Origin of the sequence: Streptomyces sp. NPDC005761, assembly GCF_040630635.1 — a bacterium.
Taxonomy (GTDB): Bacteria; Actinomycetota; Actinomycetes; order Streptomycetales; family Streptomycetaceae; genus Streptomyces.
Genome location: NZ_JBEXXX010000029.1, coordinates 71756 through 91422, shown reverse-complemented (window position 1 = coordinate 91422; position 19667 = coordinate 71756). Strand labels below are relative to the sequence as shown.

Here is a 19667-nt window from a genome sequence, read left to right as displayed (position 1 = left end):
CGTTGTCGGGATCACCCCGATACGCCCAGTATCGGGGTGACCCTCCGCCTTGCGATCGCACGCACCAGACGCCGCCGGACCCGCCCTCCGGGCGGACGGCGCTACTTTCGAAACACGCCCTAGGGGTAGGCAGGCTGAAGGCCCGCGTACACCCCTTCCCGGCCGATCAGTTCCTCGTGCGTCCCCACCTCCGCGATCCGGCCGCCCTCCATCGCCACGATGCGGTCGGCGCCCTGGATCGTGGAGAGGCGGTGGGCGACGACGAAGACCGTACGGCCGTGCACGAGCCGCGAGAGTGCCTCCTGCACGAGGGCTTCGGAGCGGTTGTCCAGAGCGGAGGTGGCCTCGTCGAGCACCAGCACCCTGGGGTCGCGGATCAGCGCCCGGGCGATGGCGAGGCGCTGCTTCTGGCCGCCCGACAGGCGGGCGCCGCGCTCGCCGACGACCGTGTCTAGCCCGCGCGGCAGCTCCTTGACGAACTCCAGCGCGTTGGCGTCCGCCAGCGCGCGTATCAGCGTGTCCTCGTCCGTGTCGCCCATCCCGTACGTCACGTTGTCACGGATGCTGCCCTCGAAGAGGATCGACTCCTGCGGCACCACGGACAGGAACCGCCGGTAGCTGCGCAGATCGAGCCCCGCCATGTCGGTGCCGTCGAGCATGATGCGGCCGGAGGTGGGCCGGATGAAGCCGATGAGCAGGTTCAGGACGGTCGACTTGCCCGCGCCCGACGCGCCGACCAGCGCGATGGTCTCGCCCGGCCGTGCGGAGAGGGTGAAGCCGTCGACGGCGGGGGCCGCGTCCTCGTAGGCGAAGCCGACGTCCTCGAAGTCGATCCTGCCCGTGACGTGGTCGACCTGTGCCTTGCCGGCGTTGTGTTCGAGGTCGGGTGCCTGGAGCACCTCACCCGCCGAACGCACCGACTCCAGCCCCTTGGTGAGGATGGGGGCCAGACCAAGCAGCGTGGTCACGGACCCGGTCAGGACGGTGAAGAAGGCGCTCAGCATCACCACGTCGCCGGGGGTGATGGGCATCCAGCCGTGGTACGCGACCAGCGCGGACCCCGTCAGGCACAGCACGCCGAGTGTGTTGAGGATGACCCAGGCGAGCGATCCGAAGCGGCCGTTGATCACGTCCAGGCGCAGACCGGCAGCGAAGACCTGGCGAAGTGAGCCGTCGACCCGGCCGAGCGCGGTGCGTTCCAGTCCGTGGGCGCGGGTGATGGGGATGAGGGTCGTCATCTCGCCGACACGGGAGGAGAGTTGCTCGACCTCGCGGCGGAAGGACTCGTTGTGGCTGCGCAGCCGGGCGCGGAGCTTCATCACGAGGAAGCCCGCCGCGGGCACCACGATCAGGAAGACCGGAAGGAAGGCGGGTACGCGCACGCCGATGACGACGAGACCGCCGATCAGCGTCACGACGGCACCGAGCCCCATGTCGGCGCTCTGCTGCATCATCTGTTCCACGGACTCCACGTCGCGGACCACCTTGGCCTGCAGGACGCTCGAACTGACCCGTGAGTGATAGCCGATGGACAGTTGCTGCATGCGGCGGCACAGCGCCGAGCGCAGGGTGGTGCCCATCCGCCGGATGCTGCCGCCGAGGCAGCGTACGTACCACTGGTGGAGCGGGTAGTTGATCACGAGGATGAACAACAGCACGCCGGTCGACTTCCAGAGCCCGGATTCCGGGCCGTGCTGGACGACTACGTCCAGAACCGTGGCGGTGATGAGGGGAAGCAGCCAGATGGGGCTGTGCTTCACGACGAAGATGACGACCGCGAGTGCCAGCCGTCCACGGTCGGGCCGGAAGAGGTGGCCGAGTGTGCGGAAGGGGTTCTCGCCGCGGTAGCGGTGGTCGAGGTGGTCAAAAGGCGCCAGGGGTTCGGCGGAGGGTTGGGAAACCGCTTTCTGCATGGTGGCCATCCCACCCCGCTCCCGCCGTCCGGGGCAACCCCGTCCCACGGACGGGACAGGAGGCGGTGAGGTGGTGCCCGACGGGCCTCAGCGGACGCCGGCTTCGTCCGGCAGCGGTTCGGGTGCGGGTTCCTTCCGGCGCGGGCGGCCCACCGAGGCGACCGCGCCGGTGACCAGGCCGGCCAGCAGGCCCCAGAACGCGGATCCGATCCCCAGCAGCGTCACCCCGGAAGCGGTGGCGAGGAAGGTCACCACGGCCGCCTCCCTGGAGGCCTTGTCGGCCAGTGCCGCCGACAGTGAGGCCTCGATGGTGGCGAGCAGGCCGATCCCGGCGATCGCCAGGACGAGTTCCTGCGGCATCGCGGTGAGCAGCGAGGCGACGGTCGCCCCGAGCAGTCCGACGCAGAGGTAGAAGACGCCCGCCCACACCGCGGCCAGGTAGCGCTTGTCGCGGTCGGGGTGCGCCTCCTCGCCCGTGCAGATGGCGGCCGTGATCGCGGCCAGGTTGAGGCCGAACGCCCCGAAGGGGGACAGGACAGCGTTGGCCGCTCCGGTCCACGTCATCAGTGGCGAGACCGGCACGTCGTAGCCCGCGCCGCGGATCACGGCGACCCCGGGCATGTTCTGCGAGGCCATCGTGACGACGAACAGCGGGGCGCCGACGCTGACCAGCACCTTCCAGTCGAACTCCGGCGCGGTGAACACCGGGGTGGCCAGGGCGAGCCGGACCTGGCCCAGCCGCCAGCCGCCGGTGAACACGGTGGCCACCACGCCCGCGGCGAGCGCCAGCAGCACCGCGTACCGGGGCAGCCGGCGCCGGCCCAGCAGGTAGAGCACGAACATGGGGAACGCGACCGCGAATCCGCCGTGCATGGTGCTGAACAGTCCCGTGCCGAACCGCAGCAGCACCCCGGCGAGGAGCGCGGCCGCCAGCGGCACGGGAATCCGTCCCATCAGCCGGCTGAACCAGCCCGTCATCCCGCTCACGAGGATGAGCAGCGCCGAGAAGAGGAACGCGCCGACGGCCTGGGCCATCGAGACACCGCTCAGTCCGGTCGTGAGCAACGCGGCCCCCGGCGTCGACCACGCGGTGACGACGGGGGCCCGGTAGCGGAGCGACAGCCCGATGCAGGTGCAGGCCAGGCCGACACCGAGCGCGAGCATCCAGGAGGAGATCTCGCGCGAGTCCGCCCCCGCCGCCCGTGCCGCCGTGAAGACCAGCGCCGCCGAGCTGGTGACGCCGACCATGACGGCGATCAGTCCGGCGGCCACGGCCGAGGGCGGCGCGATCGAGCGTATGCGGGTGGTCGCGAACATGAGTGAGCCACTTCCTGCGCTGCGTTCTGTATACGGAACGTTCTGTATGTGGAACACTAGAGAGGCGGGCCGACGCCCGTCAACCAGGACAGTGGAGCGGGTGCACGGCCGATGGGGCTGAACGAGGACGTGGGTCGCAGGCTGCGAGCGCTGCGGCGCGAGCGGGACCTGTCCCTGTCGGAGCTCTCCCGGCGCTCCCGAGTCGGCAAGGGCACGCTCTCGGAGCTGGAGAGCGGGGCGCGCAATCCCACCCTGGAAACGCTGTACGCGCTCACCACCGCGCTCGGCCTGCCGCTCAGCGCCGTACTGAGCGACCCGCTGCCCCCCGGCGACCCTGCCCCGCCGGGCGTTTCCGGGAGTGCCGTCACCGCCGTCCTGCTCGAACGGCACGAGGACGAGGCCGCGGTCACCGACGTGTTCCGTGTCAGCATCCGCGCGGGCGCGGTCCAGGAGTCGGAGGCGCACGTCCCGGGTACGCAGGAGAGCCTGATGGTGCTGACCGGGACCGCGGTCGTCGGCCCGCCGGGCGACACCAGGACGGCCGGCCCCGGCGCCTGTGCGCACTGGCGGGCCGACGCGCCCCACGTCTACGGTGCGCCCGACGGTGATGTGGAGGGCGTCCTCTTCGTCCGCAGCCCGGTGGGCGGGGCGTCCGTGGGGGCCGCCGGTCAGCGGTTCACGACGCGCCCAGGAGATTGACCAGGCGGATGTAGCGCACCCAGTCCCAGTGAGGCCCCGGGTCCGTGTGGTCCGTGCCCGGCACCTGCACGTGGCCGAGGATGTGCGCGCGGTCCTTGGGGATGCCGTACCGGTCGCAGACCGACGCCGTCAGCAAGGCCGACTTCTCGTACATGGCGTTGGTGAAGTAGGCGGGCTGGTCCACATAGCCCTCGTGCTCGATGCCGATGCTGCGGGTGTTGTAGTCCCAGTTCCCCGCGTGCCAGGCGATGTTCTTCTCCCGCACGCACTGGTCGATGTAGCCGTCCGCCGAGCGCACCACATAGTGCGCGGACACCTGTTTCGCGGGATTCTGGAAGATCGCCACGGCGTCCGAGAACGTCTCCTGGGTGACATGGATGATCACGTACTGCACCGGATACGCCGAAGGCCGGCTCGACACCGTGTAGTTGGACGTCGAGGCCGGGACCCAATGCGCAGCCGGGTAGTCGGTGTCGGCGGCCGTCGCCGCGGTGGCGCGGACGGAGGCGGGAAGCAGTACTCCCGCGGCGGTGGCCGCGGCGCCCTGAAGGATCCTTCTGCGGTCCATGCGAACTCCTGGGTGTGGGGGAGGAGCAACAGGTGAAGAAGTCGTTCCGGTCGACCGGGTCGGAGCCCCGGCCCGGCGGCTCGTCGTCGTGACGGATTCTGCCCGTCCGGGCCACCCGATCCGGGTACCTGCGCGGCGGCACGGCGAGGACGATGGTCCCGGTCACCGTCCGGATGCCGACGAGGGGCCCCGCGTGCGAGGCGGGGGCGCTGAGCTCGGAGACGAGGGCGGACGGCCCCTGCCGACGGGCCGTCAGCAGGGCCGGGACGGAGTCCCGTACCTGATTCCCCGACATCTCGTGGCTCCCCTTGGTCCGCTGACCGGCGTGTGATGTCCGATGTACGGCCGAGCGATGTGCGCGCCCCACCGTACGGGCGTGGCGCGGGTGGCGGAAGATGGCAAGACCCGAAATCGGCGTGAGGAAGGGGGAGTTGGTGCTGTTCGGTGTCCGGCAGGGCCGCCTCCGGTCAGCGGGTCAGCGGGCGCGGCAGCTTCAGCAGCGTCACGGACGTCTCGATGCCGGAGTCGACCAGCCTGCCGTCCGCGTCGAAGGCACCTGCCCCGTCGGTCATGCCGAAGTCGTCGTCGTTGATGAGGGCGAGTGTGTTCCGGCCCGTCACCGCCACCCCTCGGTCTTCCCGGCCACGCCCGCGACCTCGCCCAGGTCGACGACGAGACTCTTGCGCAGGACCGGGACACCGACAGCCGTGGGGTCCGCCGGCTCCTCGTACGAGGGCGAGGTGGCCGCAACGCCCCGGCGGGAGCCCAGGATGCCGTTGTCAGACGTCGGCGGGGGCAGCCGCGTCCGCCCAGGCCGCCGCCGGATCCTCGTCGGAGGGTCCCGCCGGAGTCCAGCGGCCGCTTTCCTTGCGGTACGGATACCAGCGTCCGTCCCTCCCGTAGCGCAGCTGGACCGTGCCGTCGGCGGACGTCCAGCGGTTGCGCTCGGCCCGCAGCCGGGGCCCCTCGTCCTCCTCCCAGGCCCCGGAGAGCCGCGTCCTGGCCCGCGCGAGTGCGGTGGCGTCCGGCGTCCACTCCTCGTCGAGGACGGCGAGCGCGGCAGCGCCGCCGTACTGCCAGGCGCGCACCGCTGCCGGCAGGCCGGCGCGCTGCCGGCCGGATCCGGTCGCCAGCCGGTTCGCGATCCACGGCTCGGGTCGCGCGTCGGCCGCCAGCCGCACCGCGTCCTGTTCGGGCGTCAGCGCTGCCGGGACCGGCTGCTGCGCGTGACCGGGGGACAGTGCCTCCGCCAGCATCCGGTGCGCACGCGCCGCGCCGTCCGTGGCCAGCATCTCCAGGGCCGTCGGGTCCACGCCCGGCTCGGGATCGGTCTCCGTGTCCAGCGAGGGAGCCGCACCCGGGGCGTCGGGAAGCGCCGGGGCCGGGGGCAGCGGCGGGAGGATGCCCTCCGCCGCGAAGGCCTCCGCCGCAAGAACCCCGAGCACGGGCCGGCCCTCGGACTCCTCCGCGGGCTCGGCCGCGGTGTCCGACGGCGCGTGACCCGCAGCCCTGGCGGCGATCCGCGCCTGCAGCTCGTCCAGCAGACGACGCTCGCCGCGGCCCCGCATCAGGAGCAGGACGAACGGATCCTGGTCCAGCAGCCGGGCCACCTGATAGCAGAGGGCGGCGGTGTGCGGGCAGTGGTCCCACGCCTCGCAGGCACACTCGGGGTCGAGGTCGCCGATGCCTGGCAGCAGGTCCACTCCGGCCGCCGCCGCGTCCTCCACCAGATGCGGAGGCATCTCCCGGTCGAGCAGCGCGGCGATGTGCCCGGCCCGGTCGACGGCCATGTCCAGGAAGCGGTCCCACTGCTCCGCGGTCAGCTCCTGGAGCAGTACGTCGCTGCGGTAGCCGCTCTCGTCCCGGTCACGGACCACCGCGGTGATCCGGCCCGGCCGTACGGACACCGCGCCGACCCGGCCCTCGCGGGCGAACCGGCGCCCCTTCTTCAGCTGTTGCCCGTCCAGCGCGGTGTCCTCCAGGGCCTTCAGCCACGCCCTGCCCCACCAGGACTCCGCGAAGCCGCGGCCCTGTGCCGGGGGCATTGCGGCGAAGGTGCGCTCCTGCCCGGGCACCGGCTCGTCCGGCTCGTCACTGTCGTACCGGTCGGCGAATGCGTCCGACTCGTACCCCGCGCTCATCGTGCGCCCCCTCGAAGTTCCACCAGATCGGCCAGTTCCGCATCGCTGAGCTCGGTCAGGGCGCTTTCGCCGGAACCGAGCACCGCGTCCGCCAGCCCCTGCTTGCGGGCGAGCATCTCCGCGATCCGGTCCTCGATCGTCCCCTCGGCGATCAGCCGGTGGACCTGCACCGGCTGGGTCTGCCCGATGCGGTACGCACGGTCCGTGGCCTGCGCCTCCACCGCCGGGTTCCACCAGCGGTCGAAGTGCACCACATGGCCCGCACGGGTCAGATTGAGCCCGGTCCCCGCGGCCTTGAGCGACAGCAGGAAGACCGGGGCCCCGCCCGACTGGAACCTGCTGACCATCGCCTCCCGCTGGGCCACCGGCGTCCCGCCGTGCAGGAACTGGCTGCTGATCCCGCGCGCCGCCAGGTGCCGCTCCAGCAGCCGGGCCATCTGCACGTACTGGGTGAAGACGAGGACGCCTGCGCCCTCCGCGAGGATGGTGTCCAGCAGCTCGTCGAGCAGCTCCACCTTGCCCGAACGGTCCGCGACCTTCGGCTCCTCCTCCTTGAGGTACTGCGCGGGATGGTTGCAGATCTGCTTGAGCGCGGTGAGCAGTTTCACCACCAGACCACGCCGGGCCATCCCGTCGGCCTCGAAGATCGCGGCCAGCGTCTCCCGTACCACCGCCTCGTAGAGCCCCGCCTGTTCGGCCGTCAGCGACACCGCGCGGTCCGTCTCCGTCTTCGGCGGCAGCTCCGGGGCGATGCCCGGATCGGACTTGCGCCTGCGGAGCAGGAACGGCCGCACCAGGGCGCCGAGGCGCTCGGCCGCCGCCGGGTCGCTGCCGCCCTCCACCGCACGCGCGTACCGGGTGCGGAAGGTACCGAGCCTGCCCAGCAGGCCGGGGGTCGTCCAGTCGAGGATGGCCCACAGCTCGGAGAGGTTGTTCTCCACGGGGGTGCCGGTGAGGGCGACCCGCGCCTGTGCGCCGATCGTACGGAGCTGCCGGGCCGTCGCCGAGTACGGGTTCTTCACGTGCTGCGCCTCGTCGGCGACGACCATGCCCCACCGCACGGCTGCGAGCCTGGGCGCGTCCAGCCGCATCGTGCCGTACGTGGTCAGGACGAACTCGCCGTCCACCAGGTCCTCCAGGGTGCGCGCCGCGCCGTGGAAGCGGCGGACCGGGGTGCCGGGGGCGAACTTCTCGATCTCCCGCTGCCAGTTGCCCATCAACGAGGTCGGACAGACCACCAGAGTGGGGCCGGCGGCCCCGTCGAGGGTCTGGCGGTGAAGGTGCAGGGCGATCAGCGTGATGGTCTTGCCGAGACCCATGTCATCGGCGAGACAGCCGCCGAGACCGAGCGAGGTCATGGTGTGCAGCCAGTTCAGACCCCGGAGCTGGTAGTCGCGCAAGGTCGCGGCGAGCGTGGCAGGCTGAGCGACCGTCGGCTCGTCCCGCGACCGGGACTCCGGGTCCGCGACCCGCTGCCGCAGACGCTCCAGCCAGCCGGTCGCCCGGACGTCGACCCGGTGGCCGCCGATCTCCGTGGAACCGGTCAGTACGGCGCCGAGCGCGTCGATGGGGGTGACCTTGCGGTCCTGTGTCTCCCGGGCCCGACGCGCCTCCTCAGGGTCGATCAGCACCCACTGGTCGCGCAGCCGTACCAGGGGACGACCGGCCTCGGCGAGCCGGTCGAGTTCGGCACGGCTGAGTTTCTGGTCGCCGAGGGCGAACCACCAGTTGAAGGTCAGCAGGGAGTCGGCGGCCAGGAGGGGGGTGGTGTCCGATGCGCTTCGGCCGGGTTCGTGGCTCACGTCCCCGTCGGCCGTGTCCTCCGGAGGGCCGATCACCGCGCGTGCCGTGAGCTCACGGGCCAGTTCCCGGGGCCAGTGCACCCGAACACCTGTGGCGGCGAGGGCTCGTGAGGCGGGGCCGAGCAGGTCGGCGATCTCCTCGTCGGCCGGTTCCACCGCGTCCGGCACGGGCGCCGACAGCAGCGGTGCCAGAGGTGGCCAGGCGCGGGCAGCCCGGCGCAGCATCAGAAGGGTGTCCATCCGCGCCCTCGGCCCGAAGGCAGCGGCTGCCGGTCCCGACCCGGCCCAGATCTCGGCGGCGTCGGCCACGAGCGTCGGATCGCTCACGCCGTGGATCTGCGGAACGACCCGGAAGGAGGGGGCACAGGGCTGCCCCGGGGGCACCTCGTCGGTAGGGTCGAGGCCCGTTACCTCCACGCGCAGCGAGAGCCGGATGCCCGCGTCGTGCCCCGCGGCTACGTCGGTCACCCACGCCCGCTGACCCGGCAGGTGCTGCGGTGCGTCCGCCGCGAACGCCGGGCCACCTGCGGCGAACGCGGCACCGGGTGCGCGCGGCAGTCCGTCCGCGACCGCGTCGAGGAACTCCCGTACCAGCCACTCCGGTTCGGGCAGCAGCAGTGGCTGTGCCAGGGCGTCGACCGGCACCGCGTGGGCGGTCGGAGGCATGGATGCGGCCAGGGTGCGGATCCGCGTCCGGTCGTCGGCCGTGAGCGGGCCGGCCCGCCATGCGTCGTGATCCGTGGCGCTCAGGCCCGGCAGCAACAGCCCTCGCGCGGCGAACTGGAGGGCCAGCAGCCCCGCCGCCCCCCAGAACGCGGCCGCCGCGGAGGCGTGCGACGCGGTCCGGGCGCGCGTGAGCACAGCAAGCGCGTCCCGGACCGGGAGGATCCGTGCCGGCACGGCGTACGGCATCGCATCGGCGCCGGTGACGGTGAGTTCCTCGACGGTTCCGGGGGCGTCGGGCGGACTGCTGCCGTCCGGATACCAGAAGGCGACCCGTCCGGTCCGGGAGGGATCCGCGGGCAGGAAGACCACGCAGCATCCGGCGAGTGCGGAGATCTCGGAGAGCGTTGCTGCGGGGAGACGGTGCACAGCGATGTCAGAGTCCTCAAATTTGACTAGTGGGCCGAGGTCGCCGAGGGTACCCGATCCCTTCCGTGCGTGGCGGCTTACGGTGCGTGATTGATGTCACTCGCAAATGTCCCCAATGTCCGCGAGGTGTGGCCAGCCCCCCAGCGGAATGAGGGGGTTGGCACCAGGAGACCCCGGGTGGTGGCGCCATGGCTGCCATACATCTGCGACCCGTACGTTTCATCAGGTCAGCGCACCTATAAGACCGGAGACATCATGCCTCAGGCCGCAACCACCCTCGCGGAGCCAACCCGCGACAGTGACAGAAGTGTCGGGAGTACCGGAAGTGACTTCGCGCCACTGCTGCGGGCCGTCAAGGGGCAAGGACTCCTCGAACGGCGCACCGGCTGGTACGCGGCAGGCATCGCTGCCAATCTGCTCGCCCTGGGTGCGGTTCTGACCGCAGTGGTGATCCTCGGGAACACCTGGTGGACGCTGCTCCTCACGCTGCCCCTGGCCGTCATCTGGTCCCGCACCGCCTTCTTCGGACACGACGCCGGACATGCCCAGATAACCGGTGACCGGCGGGTGAGCCGGACCATCGGCCTGTTGCACGCCAACCTGCTGCTCGGTATGAACGAAGCGTGGTGGAACGACAAGCACGTACGTCACCACGCCAACCCGAATCACATCGACAAGGACCCGGACGTCGGCGTCGGCGCCCTCGTCTGGACGCAGAAGCAGGCGGCGCAGCGCGAGGGCTTCGCCCGCTGGCTCACCCGCAACCAGGCCCGGCTCTTCTTCCCGATGCTGCTCCTCGAAGGCATCGCACTGAAGATCTCGGGTTTCCAGTACCTGCGGCAGCAGCCCGTCAGGGAGCGCGCCGTGTCCGCCGTCCTTCTCGTGGCACACCTCGGCCTCTACGCGGCGCTGCTGCTCACCGTCATGTCCCCGGGGAAGGCCGTCGTCTTCGCGCTCGTGCACCATGCGCTCTTCGGTCTCCACCTCGGCATGGCCTTCGCCCCGAACCACAAGGGCATGGAGATGCCCGACCCTGACGGGGACCGCTGGGGACACCTGCAGCGACAGGTTCTCACCTCCCGCAACGTGCGCGGCGGCGTCCTCACCGACTGGTTTCTCGGTGGGCTCAACTACCAGATCGAGCACCACCTCTTCCCGAGCATGCCGCGCCCGCATCTGCGCCTCGCCCAGCCTCTGGTCAAGGCCCACTGCGAGGCGCTCGGCATGCCGTACGCCGAGACCGGACTCGTCGAGTCCTACCGGCAGGCACTGGAGCACATGCACGAGGTCGGCGCCCCGCTGAGGTGACCGGCGCGCAGACACCTGCCGCCGCTGGAACCGATGGGCACCCACAGGCGTTCTCACAACAGGAGCGGCCACGGGCCGCGAAGGAGGCGTGGACGATGTCGAACAGCGCAAAGATCGCCGTCGGGGGAGTTGTCGTCGCGGTCGTCCTGATGCCGTTCATCGGCTTCTGGCTGTCGCTGCTGGTGCTCATCGGAGTTCCTGCGATCGCGTATCTGGCCCTTGACCCGAGCCAGCGGCGCAGGCTCCGTAGGATCACGCGTAAGGAAATAGGCCGCTGAGAGGGGATCCACGCCGTGAGTGGCACAGTCACCGCTGTGAGCAGTAACGAGGCGTACAGCTTCACCAAGCCGAACCGGGACAGCGTGACGCTGCTGACCGGCCTGGGCGTGGAGGGAGACGTGCACGCGGGGGTGACGGTCAAGCACCGCTCCAGGGTCGCGAAGAACCCTGCCCAGCCGAATCTGCGCCAGGTCCATCTCATGCACGAGGAACTCTTCGACGAGCTGCGCGAGGCGGGCTTCGGCGTCGCCCCCGGTGAACTCGGGGAGAACATCACCACCAGTGGTGTCGATCTGCTGGGGCTTCCCGTCGGCACCCTGCTGCGCCTCGGCGACGAGGCCGTCGTCGAGATCACCGGGCTGCGCAACCCGTGCCTCCAGATCGACAACTTCCAGGGCGGTCTGCTCAAGCAGGTCGTCGGCCGTGACGAGGCGGGCAACATCGTCCGCAAGGCCGGGATCATGAGCGTCGTCGCCAGGGGCGGCGTGGTCCGACCCGGCGACCCGGTCAAGGTGGAACTCCCCGCCGAGCCGCACAGGCCGCTGGAGCAGGTCTGACGGCCTGAGCACGGCAGGAGCCCCGGGACCCTTTCGGTCCCGGGGCTCCTGCCGTGCGGTGGTCCCGCTTCCCCGGTTCAGGACGGGCGCACGGCCATCGCGTCCAGGGCCTCGAGCAGCTTCGGGAGTTCCGTCCCGCGTCCCACCGTCAGGATTTCCCCCGGCACCTCGTCCAGCAGCAGGAAGGCGATGTCGTCGGTCCTGGCGACCATGGACCAGCCGGGGCCGTCGGCCCGGATCATCCGGGCATCGCCGGGGGCGAAGGAGGAACGGACACGGCCGGGGGGCGGCGGGGTGTCCAGATAGGCGTGTGCCTCGGCCAGGGCCCGCCGTACACCGGGATGCGTTCCGGAAAGGCGGTCGTCCTCCGAGGGGCGCGCAGGCCCTCCTCCGGCTTCCGGGCCGTCCAGGACCTCGGGCCCCTCGCCGGATGCGGCACCCGAACCGGAATCGCGATCGGCGTCGGCAGCGGTACCCCGGCCGGCAGCGGTGGCCGGGCCGGCGTCCGTGTCCGAGGTGTCCCCGTCTCCGCCACCCGCCGGCGCGAAGTCCGTCACGTCGTCGATCTGCTCCCGCCAGACGGCCCACTGGAGCGCTATCGCGTCAGCGCCCAGCCGGCGCTGAGCGGGGCCCCACACGTCGGTGTCGGGCGGGCACAGCGGTGCGAGATCCTCCCCGTCCGCCTCCGGGTCCGGCGCCGGGTCGTGCGGAGCGCTCACTCCGGGGGCGGCGACCGCCACGGCGAGCGGCCAGCCGGGAAGTGCGCAGACCACCGAGCGGTCGTCCGGCGACAGGTCGTACTCCATCCCGCAGTCCCAGGACGCTATCGCCACGGCGACCAGGGACACGTCGTCGACGACCACGGTCCAGCGAGCCCCGTCGCCGTCCTGGCCCAGGACCAGGCCGTACCCCTCGGCGTACGGTTCCAGGCCCAGGGCCGCACAGGCCGCCGGGTAGTCGTCACCGAGGACGCTCGGGAACTGCGCGGGGGTCAGCAGGACCGCAGTCAGCACGTACAGTGCGTCGTCGTCGGCGACTGTGTTGTCCGTCCCGGCCACTGCACCCTCCTCTTCCGTCATGGTTGTCGTCGGCGCACCTTAACCAGTGGGTAACCCGCTCGTCGAGGCCCTGACAAGGCAGGACGCATGACCCGACGACGGAGTGGACCGCCTCAGCCGTCCGCCAGGCCGAGCAGCGTGCGCGCCACCGTCTCCGGCGACTCGTCGCGCTCACGGGCGAGCGCGATGACGGCCCGGCAGGCCAGTTCACCGACGCCGAACGAGAGCGCCTCCGGCGACACCCAGCCGCTCGCCTCGTCCATACGGTCCTGGTCGTCCTCCGCCGATGCCGCGACGAACGTGGCGGCCGCCTCGAAGAGGTTGTGCTGCCGGCGCCCCGGCGCCGGTGTGGGCGATGCGGACACACCGTCCTTGCGCCCTGGGGCCACGGCTCTGCGCAGTATGCCGAACATCCTGGTCATGGGGACCGCCCTCCGTCGATGCGTACACGGGGTTCCGTGCCTCGCGCAGGCGTACCGGGGTACGGGCCGCGCCAGAGGTGCCGTCCCCGTTCGTCGCACGTATTCACCGTCCTGCCCCCGCACGTACGCCGGGACACTCGACCTGGGCGAGCGAGACGGTGCGGTGACGCGTTACGACCGGTTGAAGGACATCCAACGGCTCGATCCGGCGGGACGCATTGGAGATCTGCCGGATGACGGTGACGTACGAGTTCCCCTGGGACGTCACCCGCGCCCTCGAACGTGCGTGTACCGCACGTACGCCGTTTCCGGAATCCGCCGACTCCTCGCGGAGACGGCGGAACTGACGGTGCGTTCGCAGAAACGGTACGACGACACCGCGCTGCTCCTGGACACGGTCGTCGAGCACGGCTTCGACAGCGATCCGGGACGTACGCCCATCCGTCGGATCAACCGACTGCACAACAGCTTCGACATCAGCAACGACGACATGCGCTACGTGCTGTACACCTTCGTCGTCACCCCGAAGCGGTGGCTCGACGCCTACGGCTGCCGCCGGCTGTCGGACCACGAGATGCGGGTGTGCGCCGCCTACTACCGGACCCTGGGCGCGCACGTGGGGATCAAGGACCTGCCGCAGACCTACGAGGACGTCGAGCACACACTCGAAGGGATACCCGGACGGCTACGAGGTGGCCGCGCTCGGAACGTTTCCCGCACCGGGCCGCGCTGCCCGGCCCCGCACCACCGCCGTCCGGACGTCCAGGCCAGGTGACCCGGGGGCGCGCCCCCTGAGCCGCCCGGCGCGGTGCGTCACCCGGTCCGTTCGGCCAGGGCGAGGAACCGGCTCTCCTCGTCGACGTACGACGTCAGGCGCCAGCCCGAACGGGCCAGCAGGGGAGCGAGGTTCGGCTCGGCCCGCAGATCGCTGTCGGTGATCTGCCGACCGTGCCGCGCGGCCAGTGCCGCCCGCCCGATGGGGTGGAACAGAGCCAGCAGTCCGCCCGGCCGCACCACCCGGGCAAACTCGGCCAGGTCAGCACCCGGCCGGGCCAGGTGCGAGATGAGCCCGGCCGCGAACACCGCGTCGAGGACCCGCGGCCTCAGCGGCAGGCGTGCGGCGTCGGCCTGGAACAGCAGGCCGCTGCCCTCGCGTCCCGCGCGCACCGCCGACTCCAGCATGGCCGCGGTGAGGTCGGCACCCAGCACCGTGCCTCCGGGCCCGACCGCCGCCCGCAGCTCCGGCATTGCCCGGCCCGTACCGCACCCCGCGTCGAGGACGATGTCGCCGGGGCGGAGCCCCAGAGTTGCGATCGCGGTGGCGAAGGCGGGGCCGTCGTCGGGAAAGCGCGTGTCCCAGTCCGCGGCGCGGGAGGTGAAGAACTCCTGGACGTGTGTGTGGTCATCGGCCATACGGACATGATCGCGCAGCCTCCCTCCGAACGAAACGTCGTGATGCGATGCGCACGTTCGAGCACGCTGCGATCGTTCGGGTACATCTCTCTGTCATATTTCGGCAGCTTTCGAATGCGCCCCCGGGCGCGCGCCCCAGCGCGACTAGCGTCCCCGAGTCATGGGACACCTGGACCACGCCACCTTCGGCTGGCTGACACCTCTGCTGTCGTACGCGATGGCCTGCATAGGCGCCGCGCTCGGCCTGAGCTGCACCGTGCGCGCGCTCGACACGACCGGCCGCTCGCGCCGCAACTGGCTGATCACGGCCGCATCGGCCATCGGCTCGGGCATCTGGACCATGCACTTCATCGCGATGCTCGGCTTCGGCGTGTACGGCACCGACATCCGCTACAACGTGCCGCTGACCCTCCTCAGCCTGCTCGGCGCCATGGTGGTGGTCGGCGGCGGCGTCTTCGCCGTCGGCTACAGCCGTGACCGGACCCGGGCGCTGCTGCTCGGCGGTTTCGCCACCGGGCTCGGCGTCGCCAGCATGCACTACCTCGGCATGGCGGCACTCCGGCTGCACGGAACCGTGCACTACGACCCGCTGCGGGTCGTCCTCTCCGTCGTCATCGCGGTCATCGCCGCGACGGCCGCTCTGTGGGCCGCGCTCAACATCAGGTCGACGCGTGCCGTTGCCGTCGCCTCCCTCGTCATGGGCGCGGCTGTCAGCAGCATGCACTACACCGGAATGCTGGCCGTGACCGTGCGGGTGACACCATCGGGAGCCGCACTGCACGGGGCCACCGCGATGCAGTTCATCTTTCCCCTCGCCGTGGGCCTCGGCTCCTACCTCTTCCTCACCTCGGCGTTCGTGGCACTGTCCCCGACCGCGCCGGAACGCGCCGCGTACGCCCACGCCGAGCACGCGCAGGACCCCACCGCGGCGGCCGGCGAAGCCACCGGGGCCCGCGGCCCGGATCTCCGGTCCCGGCGCGCCGCCCACAGCCCCGACGCGTCAACTGCCGACACCCGTTCACCCGCCGGTACCCGTTGACGAGCGGCCCGGCCCGCCGCACCGCCATCCACCCAGCTCCGACCCGGAACGAGGAGGCCATGCGCCCACCCCGCACGACCCCGGACCCCGGTGCCCTCGACGCCAGGACCGCCACCTCGCCGGCGTCTCCGGCCCGAGGCCGCCGGGCGCACGCAGGACCACCCGCCGACGAGAGCGGTGAGCCCGGCGGTCCGCTGCCCGCGTACGGCATATCGGCCCCGCTCGGACGACGGACGCTGCGACCCCGGACCGTGCGCGCGAAGATCATTTCGCTGCTCATGCTGCCCGTCGTCTCCCTGCTGGCGCTCTGGGGCTTCGCCACGGTGTCCACCGCCCAGGACGTAGCACGGCTGCGACAGTTGCAGCGCGTCGACGAAGAGGTCAGGGAACCCGTCGCGGCGGCGGTCGCGGCTCTCCAGGTCGAGCGCAAGGCGGCCATGATCCAGGCCGCCGACCCCAGCAGCGCTCACGCCTCGGCACTGGAGGAGCGCGCAGGGCGCACCGACACCGCCCTCGACGCTCTGCGGCTGGACGACGGTCACACCATCGCCGACACCGGGAGCCTCCCCGGGGGAGTGGCGGGCCGGCTCGACCGCTTCCTGGGTCTCGCGCAGGAGCTGCGGGCCGACCGGGGAATCCGCAAGGCCTCCGGAGGCGACGGGAGCGCTGCGTACGAGCTCTACACCTCGACGGTCAGCGCCGCCTTCGCCGTCTCCGGCGCCCTCACCGGTATCCAGGACGACGCTCTCGGCTCCGACGCCCGGGTCCTGCTCGAACTCGCCCGCGCCGACGAGATGCTGGCCCGCGAGGACGCCCTGCTGGCCACCGCGGCACGCGTCGGCACCCTGAAGGGCCACCCGCTGCGTCTGTTCACCGGCGCGGTCGACACCCGGCGCGCGCTCGCCGAGACCGCCGGCGCCGACCTGCCCGACACGGAACGCGCCGCCTGGCGGGAGTTCACCGCCCTGCCCTCCTACCGCTCCGTCCAGGCGGACGAGGAGAAGGTGCTCGCAGCGGCGCCCGGCCGCGACGCCGCCCGAGCCGTGAACGCCACCGACTGGCAGCGCGCCGCCGACGACGTCCGCGGTGCACTGCACAGCATCGGCACCGGTGCCGGTGAGCGGGCCGCCGACCGCGCGGACCCCGTCGCCCACGCCTTGCTCAGCCCGTCCGGCGCCGCCGTGATCTTCGGCTGCGTCGCCGTCGCGGCCTCCTTGGTGATCTCCGTACGCATCGGGCGCGCGCTCGTCGTGGAGCTGGTCAGCCTGCGCAACAGCGCCCTGGAGATCGCCCGGCGCAAACTGCCCCTGGCCATGCAGCGGCTGCGCGCGGGCGAGGAGCTCGACATCCGGGCCGAGGCGCCGCCGGGACTGGCCTCCCAGGACGAGATCGGCCAGGTCGGCGAGGCCCTCGGCACCGTCCACCGGGCCGCCCTCAGCGCCGCCGTCGAGCGGGCCGAGCTCGCGGACGGGATCTCCGGCGTGTTCGTCAATCTTGCCCGCCGCAGCCAGGTGCTGGTCCACCGTCAGCTCAACCTCCTGGACAGCATGGAGCGCAGGGCCGACGACCCCGACGAGCTGAGCGACCTCTTCCGCCTCGACCACCTCACCACCCGGATGCGCAGGCACGCCGAGAGCCTGATCATCCTGTCCGGCGCGGCTCCCGGCAGGGCCTGGCGCATGCCCGTCTCCCTGACGAACGTCGTGCGTGCGGCCGTCTCCGAGATCGAGGACTACGCCCGGGTGGAGGTCAGCAGGCTGCCCGACGCCGCGGTGAAGGGCACGGCTGTCGCCGACCTCACCCACCTGCTCGCCGAACTGGTCGAGAACGCCGCGCAGTTCTCGCCCCCGCACACCAAGGTGCGCATCACCGGCGAACCCGTGGGCAACGGCTACGCGCTGGAGATCGAGGACCGCGGCCTCGGCATGGGCGTCGAACTGCTCGGCGAGGCCAACCGCCGCATCGAGCAGGCGGAGGCACTCGACCTGTTCGACAGCGACCGGCTCGGCCTGTTCGTCGTCAGCCGGCTCGCCGTACGGCACCGGATCAAGGTTCAGCTGCGCACCTCCCCGTACGGCGGCACCACGGCGGTGGTCCTGCTGCCGACCGCGCTGTTGCAGACCGCACTGCCGCCGGCCGAGGAGGAGACGGCGCCGCCGAAGACCTCCGTCGAGCGCCGGGACGGTCACGAACGCACCACCTTCGGGCCTGGCCCCCGTGCCGTGCGGCCCCAGAACACCGCCTTCCCCGCGCCCGTCCCGGTCCCGGCGCTGGAGTCCCGCACGGGCCCCACGGCCCAGGTGACCTCGCTGCGTCCCCGCCGCTCGGAGGGCGGGGACGAGAGCGGGCCGGCGCCGCGGACACCGGCCGGGGAGAAGGAGGACGACGGGAGCCTGCCCCGCCGGGTGCGGCAGGCCAGCCTCGTACCCCAACTGCGTGAGGAACCGCGGCCCGAACCGCCCCGGTCCGGCGGACCGGCCGAGGACAGCGCCGCGCGACGGACCCCGGAACAGGCCAGGGACCGCATGACCGCCTACCGGGCCGGCTGGGTGCGCGGTGGCGGCGGCGCCCCGGGGGCCCCCGCGGCCGCTCCGAGCACCGACGAACCCCGCCCGCTCAGTGAAGGAGACCCCGCATGATCGCGAACCAGAGGACCGGGGTGCCCGGCCGATCCGGAGAACTCGACTGGCTGCTGGACGATCTGGTGACTCGCGTGGGCGAGGTCCGGCACGCGGTCGTGCTCTCCGGCGACGGGCTCGCGGTCGGCGCCTCCAGCGCGCTCAGCCGTGAGGACGCCGAGCATCTGGCCGCGGTCGCCTCGGGCTTCCACAGCCTGGCCAAGGGCGCGGGACGGCACTTCCGGGCGGGCGACGTGCGCCAGACGATGGTGGAGATGGACGACGGATTCCTGTTCGTCGCCGCTGCGGGGGAGGGCTCGTGCCTCGCCGTACTCAGCACGGCCTTCGCCGACATCGGCCTGGTCGCCTACGAGATGGCACGCCTCGTCAAGCGGGTCGGTGAGCACCTGCGTACGCCGGCGCGCTTCGCCGGGCATCCGTCGGCAGCCGGCTGAAGGGGGCGGGGAGAGAGTGTCCAGGACCGACCGGGGCCCGGAGGCCCCGGACCCGTACGACCTGCCGGGCAGCCAGTGGTACGACGCCGACGCGGGGCCCCTCGTCCGTCCGTACGCCATGACCGGCGGCCGGACCGAACCGGGCGCCGGCAGCGCGCGGTTCGACCTGATCGCGCTCGTCACCTTCGACGACACCGTGACGGGGAGCTCCGAGGACGCGCTGCTGGGGCCGGAGCACCGGACGCTGCTGACGCTCTGTCGGACCGAGACGCAGTCGGTCGCCGAGCTCTCCGCCGACGCCGACCTGCCCGTCGGTGTGGTGCGCGTACTGCTCGGCGACCTGCTCGAATCGGGCTATGTGACGGTCAGCCGACCGGTGCCACCTGCGCAGCTGCCCGACGAGCGCATCCTCCGCGAGGTGATCAACGGCCTGCGCGCGCTCTGAGGAGCCGCCGCCGTCCCCGTCACGGATGCGTCGTGCTGCCCCGCAGCTGCGCGAGTTCGTCGTTCATGGCGTCCAGGAAGCGGATGACGACGTGGAGTTCGTCCTCGTCGAGCTGGCCGCGAGCCGCGTCGGTGGCGGCCGCCAGCGGCCTGAAGAAGTCGCGGGCGACCAGCTTCGCCGCCGTGGCGTAATGCAGGCGTACCACTCGCCGGTCTCCGCCGTCCCGGACGCGGTGAATGTGTCCCGCACGCTCCAGCCGGTCCAGACACGCCGTCACCGCTCCCGAGGTGAGGTCCAGCTGCTCGCGCAGTCTTCCCGGCGTCATGGCCGAGCCGTCCTCACCGTGATCGGCGTCGAGGATGGCGATGAGGGCCTGCACATCCGTCGGATGCAGCCCCTGGGCCTGGGCGAACTCATGGGTGATGCGATTGAACTCGCTGGTCATACGGCGCAGCAGCACAGCGAACGACTGGAGCCCGGTGGGGCCGTCGCTCATGCCTCTGTCCGGGCCTCCGTCTGCTGTACGCATTCCCCTAGAGTA

Annotated in this window: 17 protein-coding genes and 2 pseudogenes; 9 read left to right on the top strand and 10 right to left on the bottom strand. The window is 71.8% G+C overall.

All coding sequences use genetic code 11. From position 1 onward, the window contains the following. Nucleotides 1-119: 119 nt before the first annotated feature. Nucleotides 120-1913, bottom strand: a complete 1794-nt coding sequence (locus tag ABZ434_RS24625; protein WP_359140757.1) for an ABC transporter ATP-binding protein — start codon at nucleotides 1911-1913, stop codon at nucleotides 120-122. Between the two features lie 87 nt (nucleotides 1914-2000). Then, complete coding sequence (locus tag ABZ434_RS24620; protein ID WP_359140754.1) at nucleotides 2001-3230, bottom strand: benzoate/H(+) symporter BenE family transporter; 1230 nt, start codon at nucleotides 3228-3230, stop codon at nucleotides 2001-2003. 111 nt (nucleotides 3231-3341) lie between these two features. On the opposite strand from ABZ434_RS24620, the gene ABZ434_RS24615 reads away from it, so the two are divergent. Further along, on the top strand, nucleotides 3342-3929 hold the full coding sequence (locus ABZ434_RS24615) for a helix-turn-helix domain-containing protein (RefSeq protein ID WP_359140751.1): 588 nt from the start codon (nucleotides 3342-3344) through the stop codon (nucleotides 3927-3929). Here ABZ434_RS24615 and ABZ434_RS24610 read toward each other — a convergent pair. The 4 genes and pseudogenes from ABZ434_RS24610 to ABZ434_RS24595 all read right to left on the bottom strand — a co-directional run bounded on the left by ABZ434_RS24610 (nucleotide 3907) and on the right by ABZ434_RS24595 (nucleotide 9532). Continuing rightward, complete coding sequence (locus tag ABZ434_RS24610; protein ID WP_359140748.1) at nucleotides 3907-4497, bottom strand: N-acetylmuramoyl-L-alanine amidase; 591 nt, start codon at nucleotides 4495-4497, stop codon at nucleotides 3907-3909. The two genes, ABZ434_RS24615 and ABZ434_RS24610, sit on opposite strands and share 23 nt — an antisense overlap. A 467-nt stretch (nucleotides 4498-4964) precedes the next feature. Then, a pseudogene (locus ABZ434_RS24605) lies at nucleotides 4965-5239 on the bottom strand (esterase-like activity of phytase family protein); the annotation flags it as partial. A gap of 37 nt (nucleotides 5240-5276) precedes the next feature. Beyond that, nucleotides 5277-6638 (bottom strand): SWF or SNF family helicase, encoded by a 1362-nt coding sequence (locus tag ABZ434_RS24600; RefSeq protein WP_359140745.1) that lies wholly within the window; start codon nucleotides 6636-6638, stop codon nucleotides 5277-5279. After that, complete coding sequence (locus ABZ434_RS24595) at nucleotides 6635-9532, bottom strand: DEAD/DEAH box helicase (protein ID WP_359140742.1); 2898 nt, start codon at nucleotides 9530-9532, stop codon at nucleotides 6635-6637. The genes ABZ434_RS24600 and ABZ434_RS24595 overlap by 4 nt, the downstream gene beginning before the upstream one ends. Before the next feature lie 255 nt (nucleotides 9533-9787). Here ABZ434_RS24595 and ABZ434_RS24590 point away from each other — a divergent pair, with 255 nt between their 5' ends. From ABZ434_RS24590 to ABZ434_RS24580, 3 genes are all read left to right on the top strand, one after another. Beyond that, complete coding sequence (locus tag ABZ434_RS24590; protein ID WP_359140739.1) at nucleotides 9788-10840, top strand: acyl-CoA desaturase; 1053 nt, start codon at nucleotides 9788-9790, stop codon at nucleotides 10838-10840. 95 nt (nucleotides 10841-10935) lie between these two features. After that, entirely contained in the window at nucleotides 10936-11118 is a 183-nt protein-coding gene (locus ABZ434_RS24585) for a hypothetical protein (protein WP_359140737.1), read from the top strand. A gap of 15 nt (nucleotides 11119-11133) precedes the next feature. Then, on the top strand, nucleotides 11134-11676 hold the full coding sequence (locus ABZ434_RS24580; protein ID WP_359140734.1) for an MOSC domain-containing protein: 543 nt from the start codon (nucleotides 11134-11136) through the stop codon (nucleotides 11674-11676). Nucleotides 11677-11753: 77 nt separating this feature from the next. On the opposite strand, the gene ABZ434_RS24575 is transcribed toward ABZ434_RS24580, so the two are convergent. Continuing rightward, nucleotides 11754-12755 (bottom strand): hypothetical protein, encoded by a 1002-nt coding sequence (locus tag ABZ434_RS24575; RefSeq protein ID WP_359140731.1) that lies wholly within the window; start codon nucleotides 12753-12755, stop codon nucleotides 11754-11756. A 92-nt stretch (nucleotides 12756-12847) separates the two neighbouring features. Beyond that, on the bottom strand, nucleotides 12848-13156 hold the full coding sequence (locus tag ABZ434_RS24570; protein ID WP_359140728.1) for a hypothetical protein: 309 nt from the start codon (nucleotides 13154-13156) through the stop codon (nucleotides 12848-12850). Nucleotides 13157-13319: 163 nt separating this feature from the next. On the opposite strand from ABZ434_RS24570, the pseudogene ABZ434_RS24565 reads away from it, so the two are divergent. Continuing rightward, nucleotides 13320-13826, top strand: a pseudogene (locus ABZ434_RS24565) (DUF2236 domain-containing protein); the annotation flags it as partial. 143 nt (nucleotides 13827-13969) lie between these two features. Here ABZ434_RS24565 and ABZ434_RS24560 read toward each other — a convergent pair. Then, on the bottom strand, nucleotides 13970-14569 hold the full coding sequence (locus ABZ434_RS24560; protein WP_359140725.1) for a methyltransferase domain-containing protein: 600 nt from the start codon (nucleotides 14567-14569) through the stop codon (nucleotides 13970-13972). 160 nt (nucleotides 14570-14729) lie between these two features. On the opposite strand from ABZ434_RS24560, the gene ABZ434_RS24555 reads away from it, so the two are divergent. From ABZ434_RS24555 to ABZ434_RS24540, 4 genes are read left to right on the top strand one after another with little or no spacing between them, the layout of a single operon-like run. Continuing rightward, a complete protein-coding gene (locus tag ABZ434_RS24555) occupies nucleotides 14730-15608 on the top strand; it encodes an MHYT domain-containing protein (RefSeq protein ID WP_359140722.1) in 879 nt (292 codons plus the stop codon). Between the two features lie 59 nt (nucleotides 15609-15667). Next, nucleotides 15668-18247: a nitrate- and nitrite sensing domain-containing protein gene (locus ABZ434_RS24550; protein WP_359140719.1), complete on the top strand. Its 2580-nt coding sequence runs from the start codon at nucleotides 15668-15670 to the stop codon at nucleotides 18245-18247. Then, nucleotides 18244-18681 carry a roadblock/LC7 domain-containing protein gene (locus ABZ434_RS24545; protein WP_359140716.1) on the top strand — a complete coding sequence of 146 codons (438 nt, stop codon included), beginning with the start codon at nucleotides 18244-18246 and terminating at the stop codon, nucleotides 18679-18681. Before ABZ434_RS24550 ends, ABZ434_RS24545 begins: the two co-directional genes overlap by 4 nt. A gap of 16 nt (nucleotides 18682-18697) precedes the next feature. Then, nucleotides 18698-19126, top strand: a complete 429-nt coding sequence (locus ABZ434_RS24540; RefSeq protein ID WP_359140713.1) for a DUF742 domain-containing protein — start codon at nucleotides 18698-18700, stop codon at nucleotides 19124-19126. A 19-nt stretch (nucleotides 19127-19145) separates the two neighbouring features. Here ABZ434_RS24540 and ABZ434_RS24535 read toward each other — a convergent pair whose 3' ends face one another. Then, nucleotides 19146-19655 (bottom strand): MarR family winged helix-turn-helix transcriptional regulator, encoded by a 510-nt coding sequence (locus ABZ434_RS24535; protein ID WP_359140710.1) that lies wholly within the window; start codon nucleotides 19653-19655, stop codon nucleotides 19146-19148. Nucleotides 19656-19667: the final 12 nt, after the last annotated feature.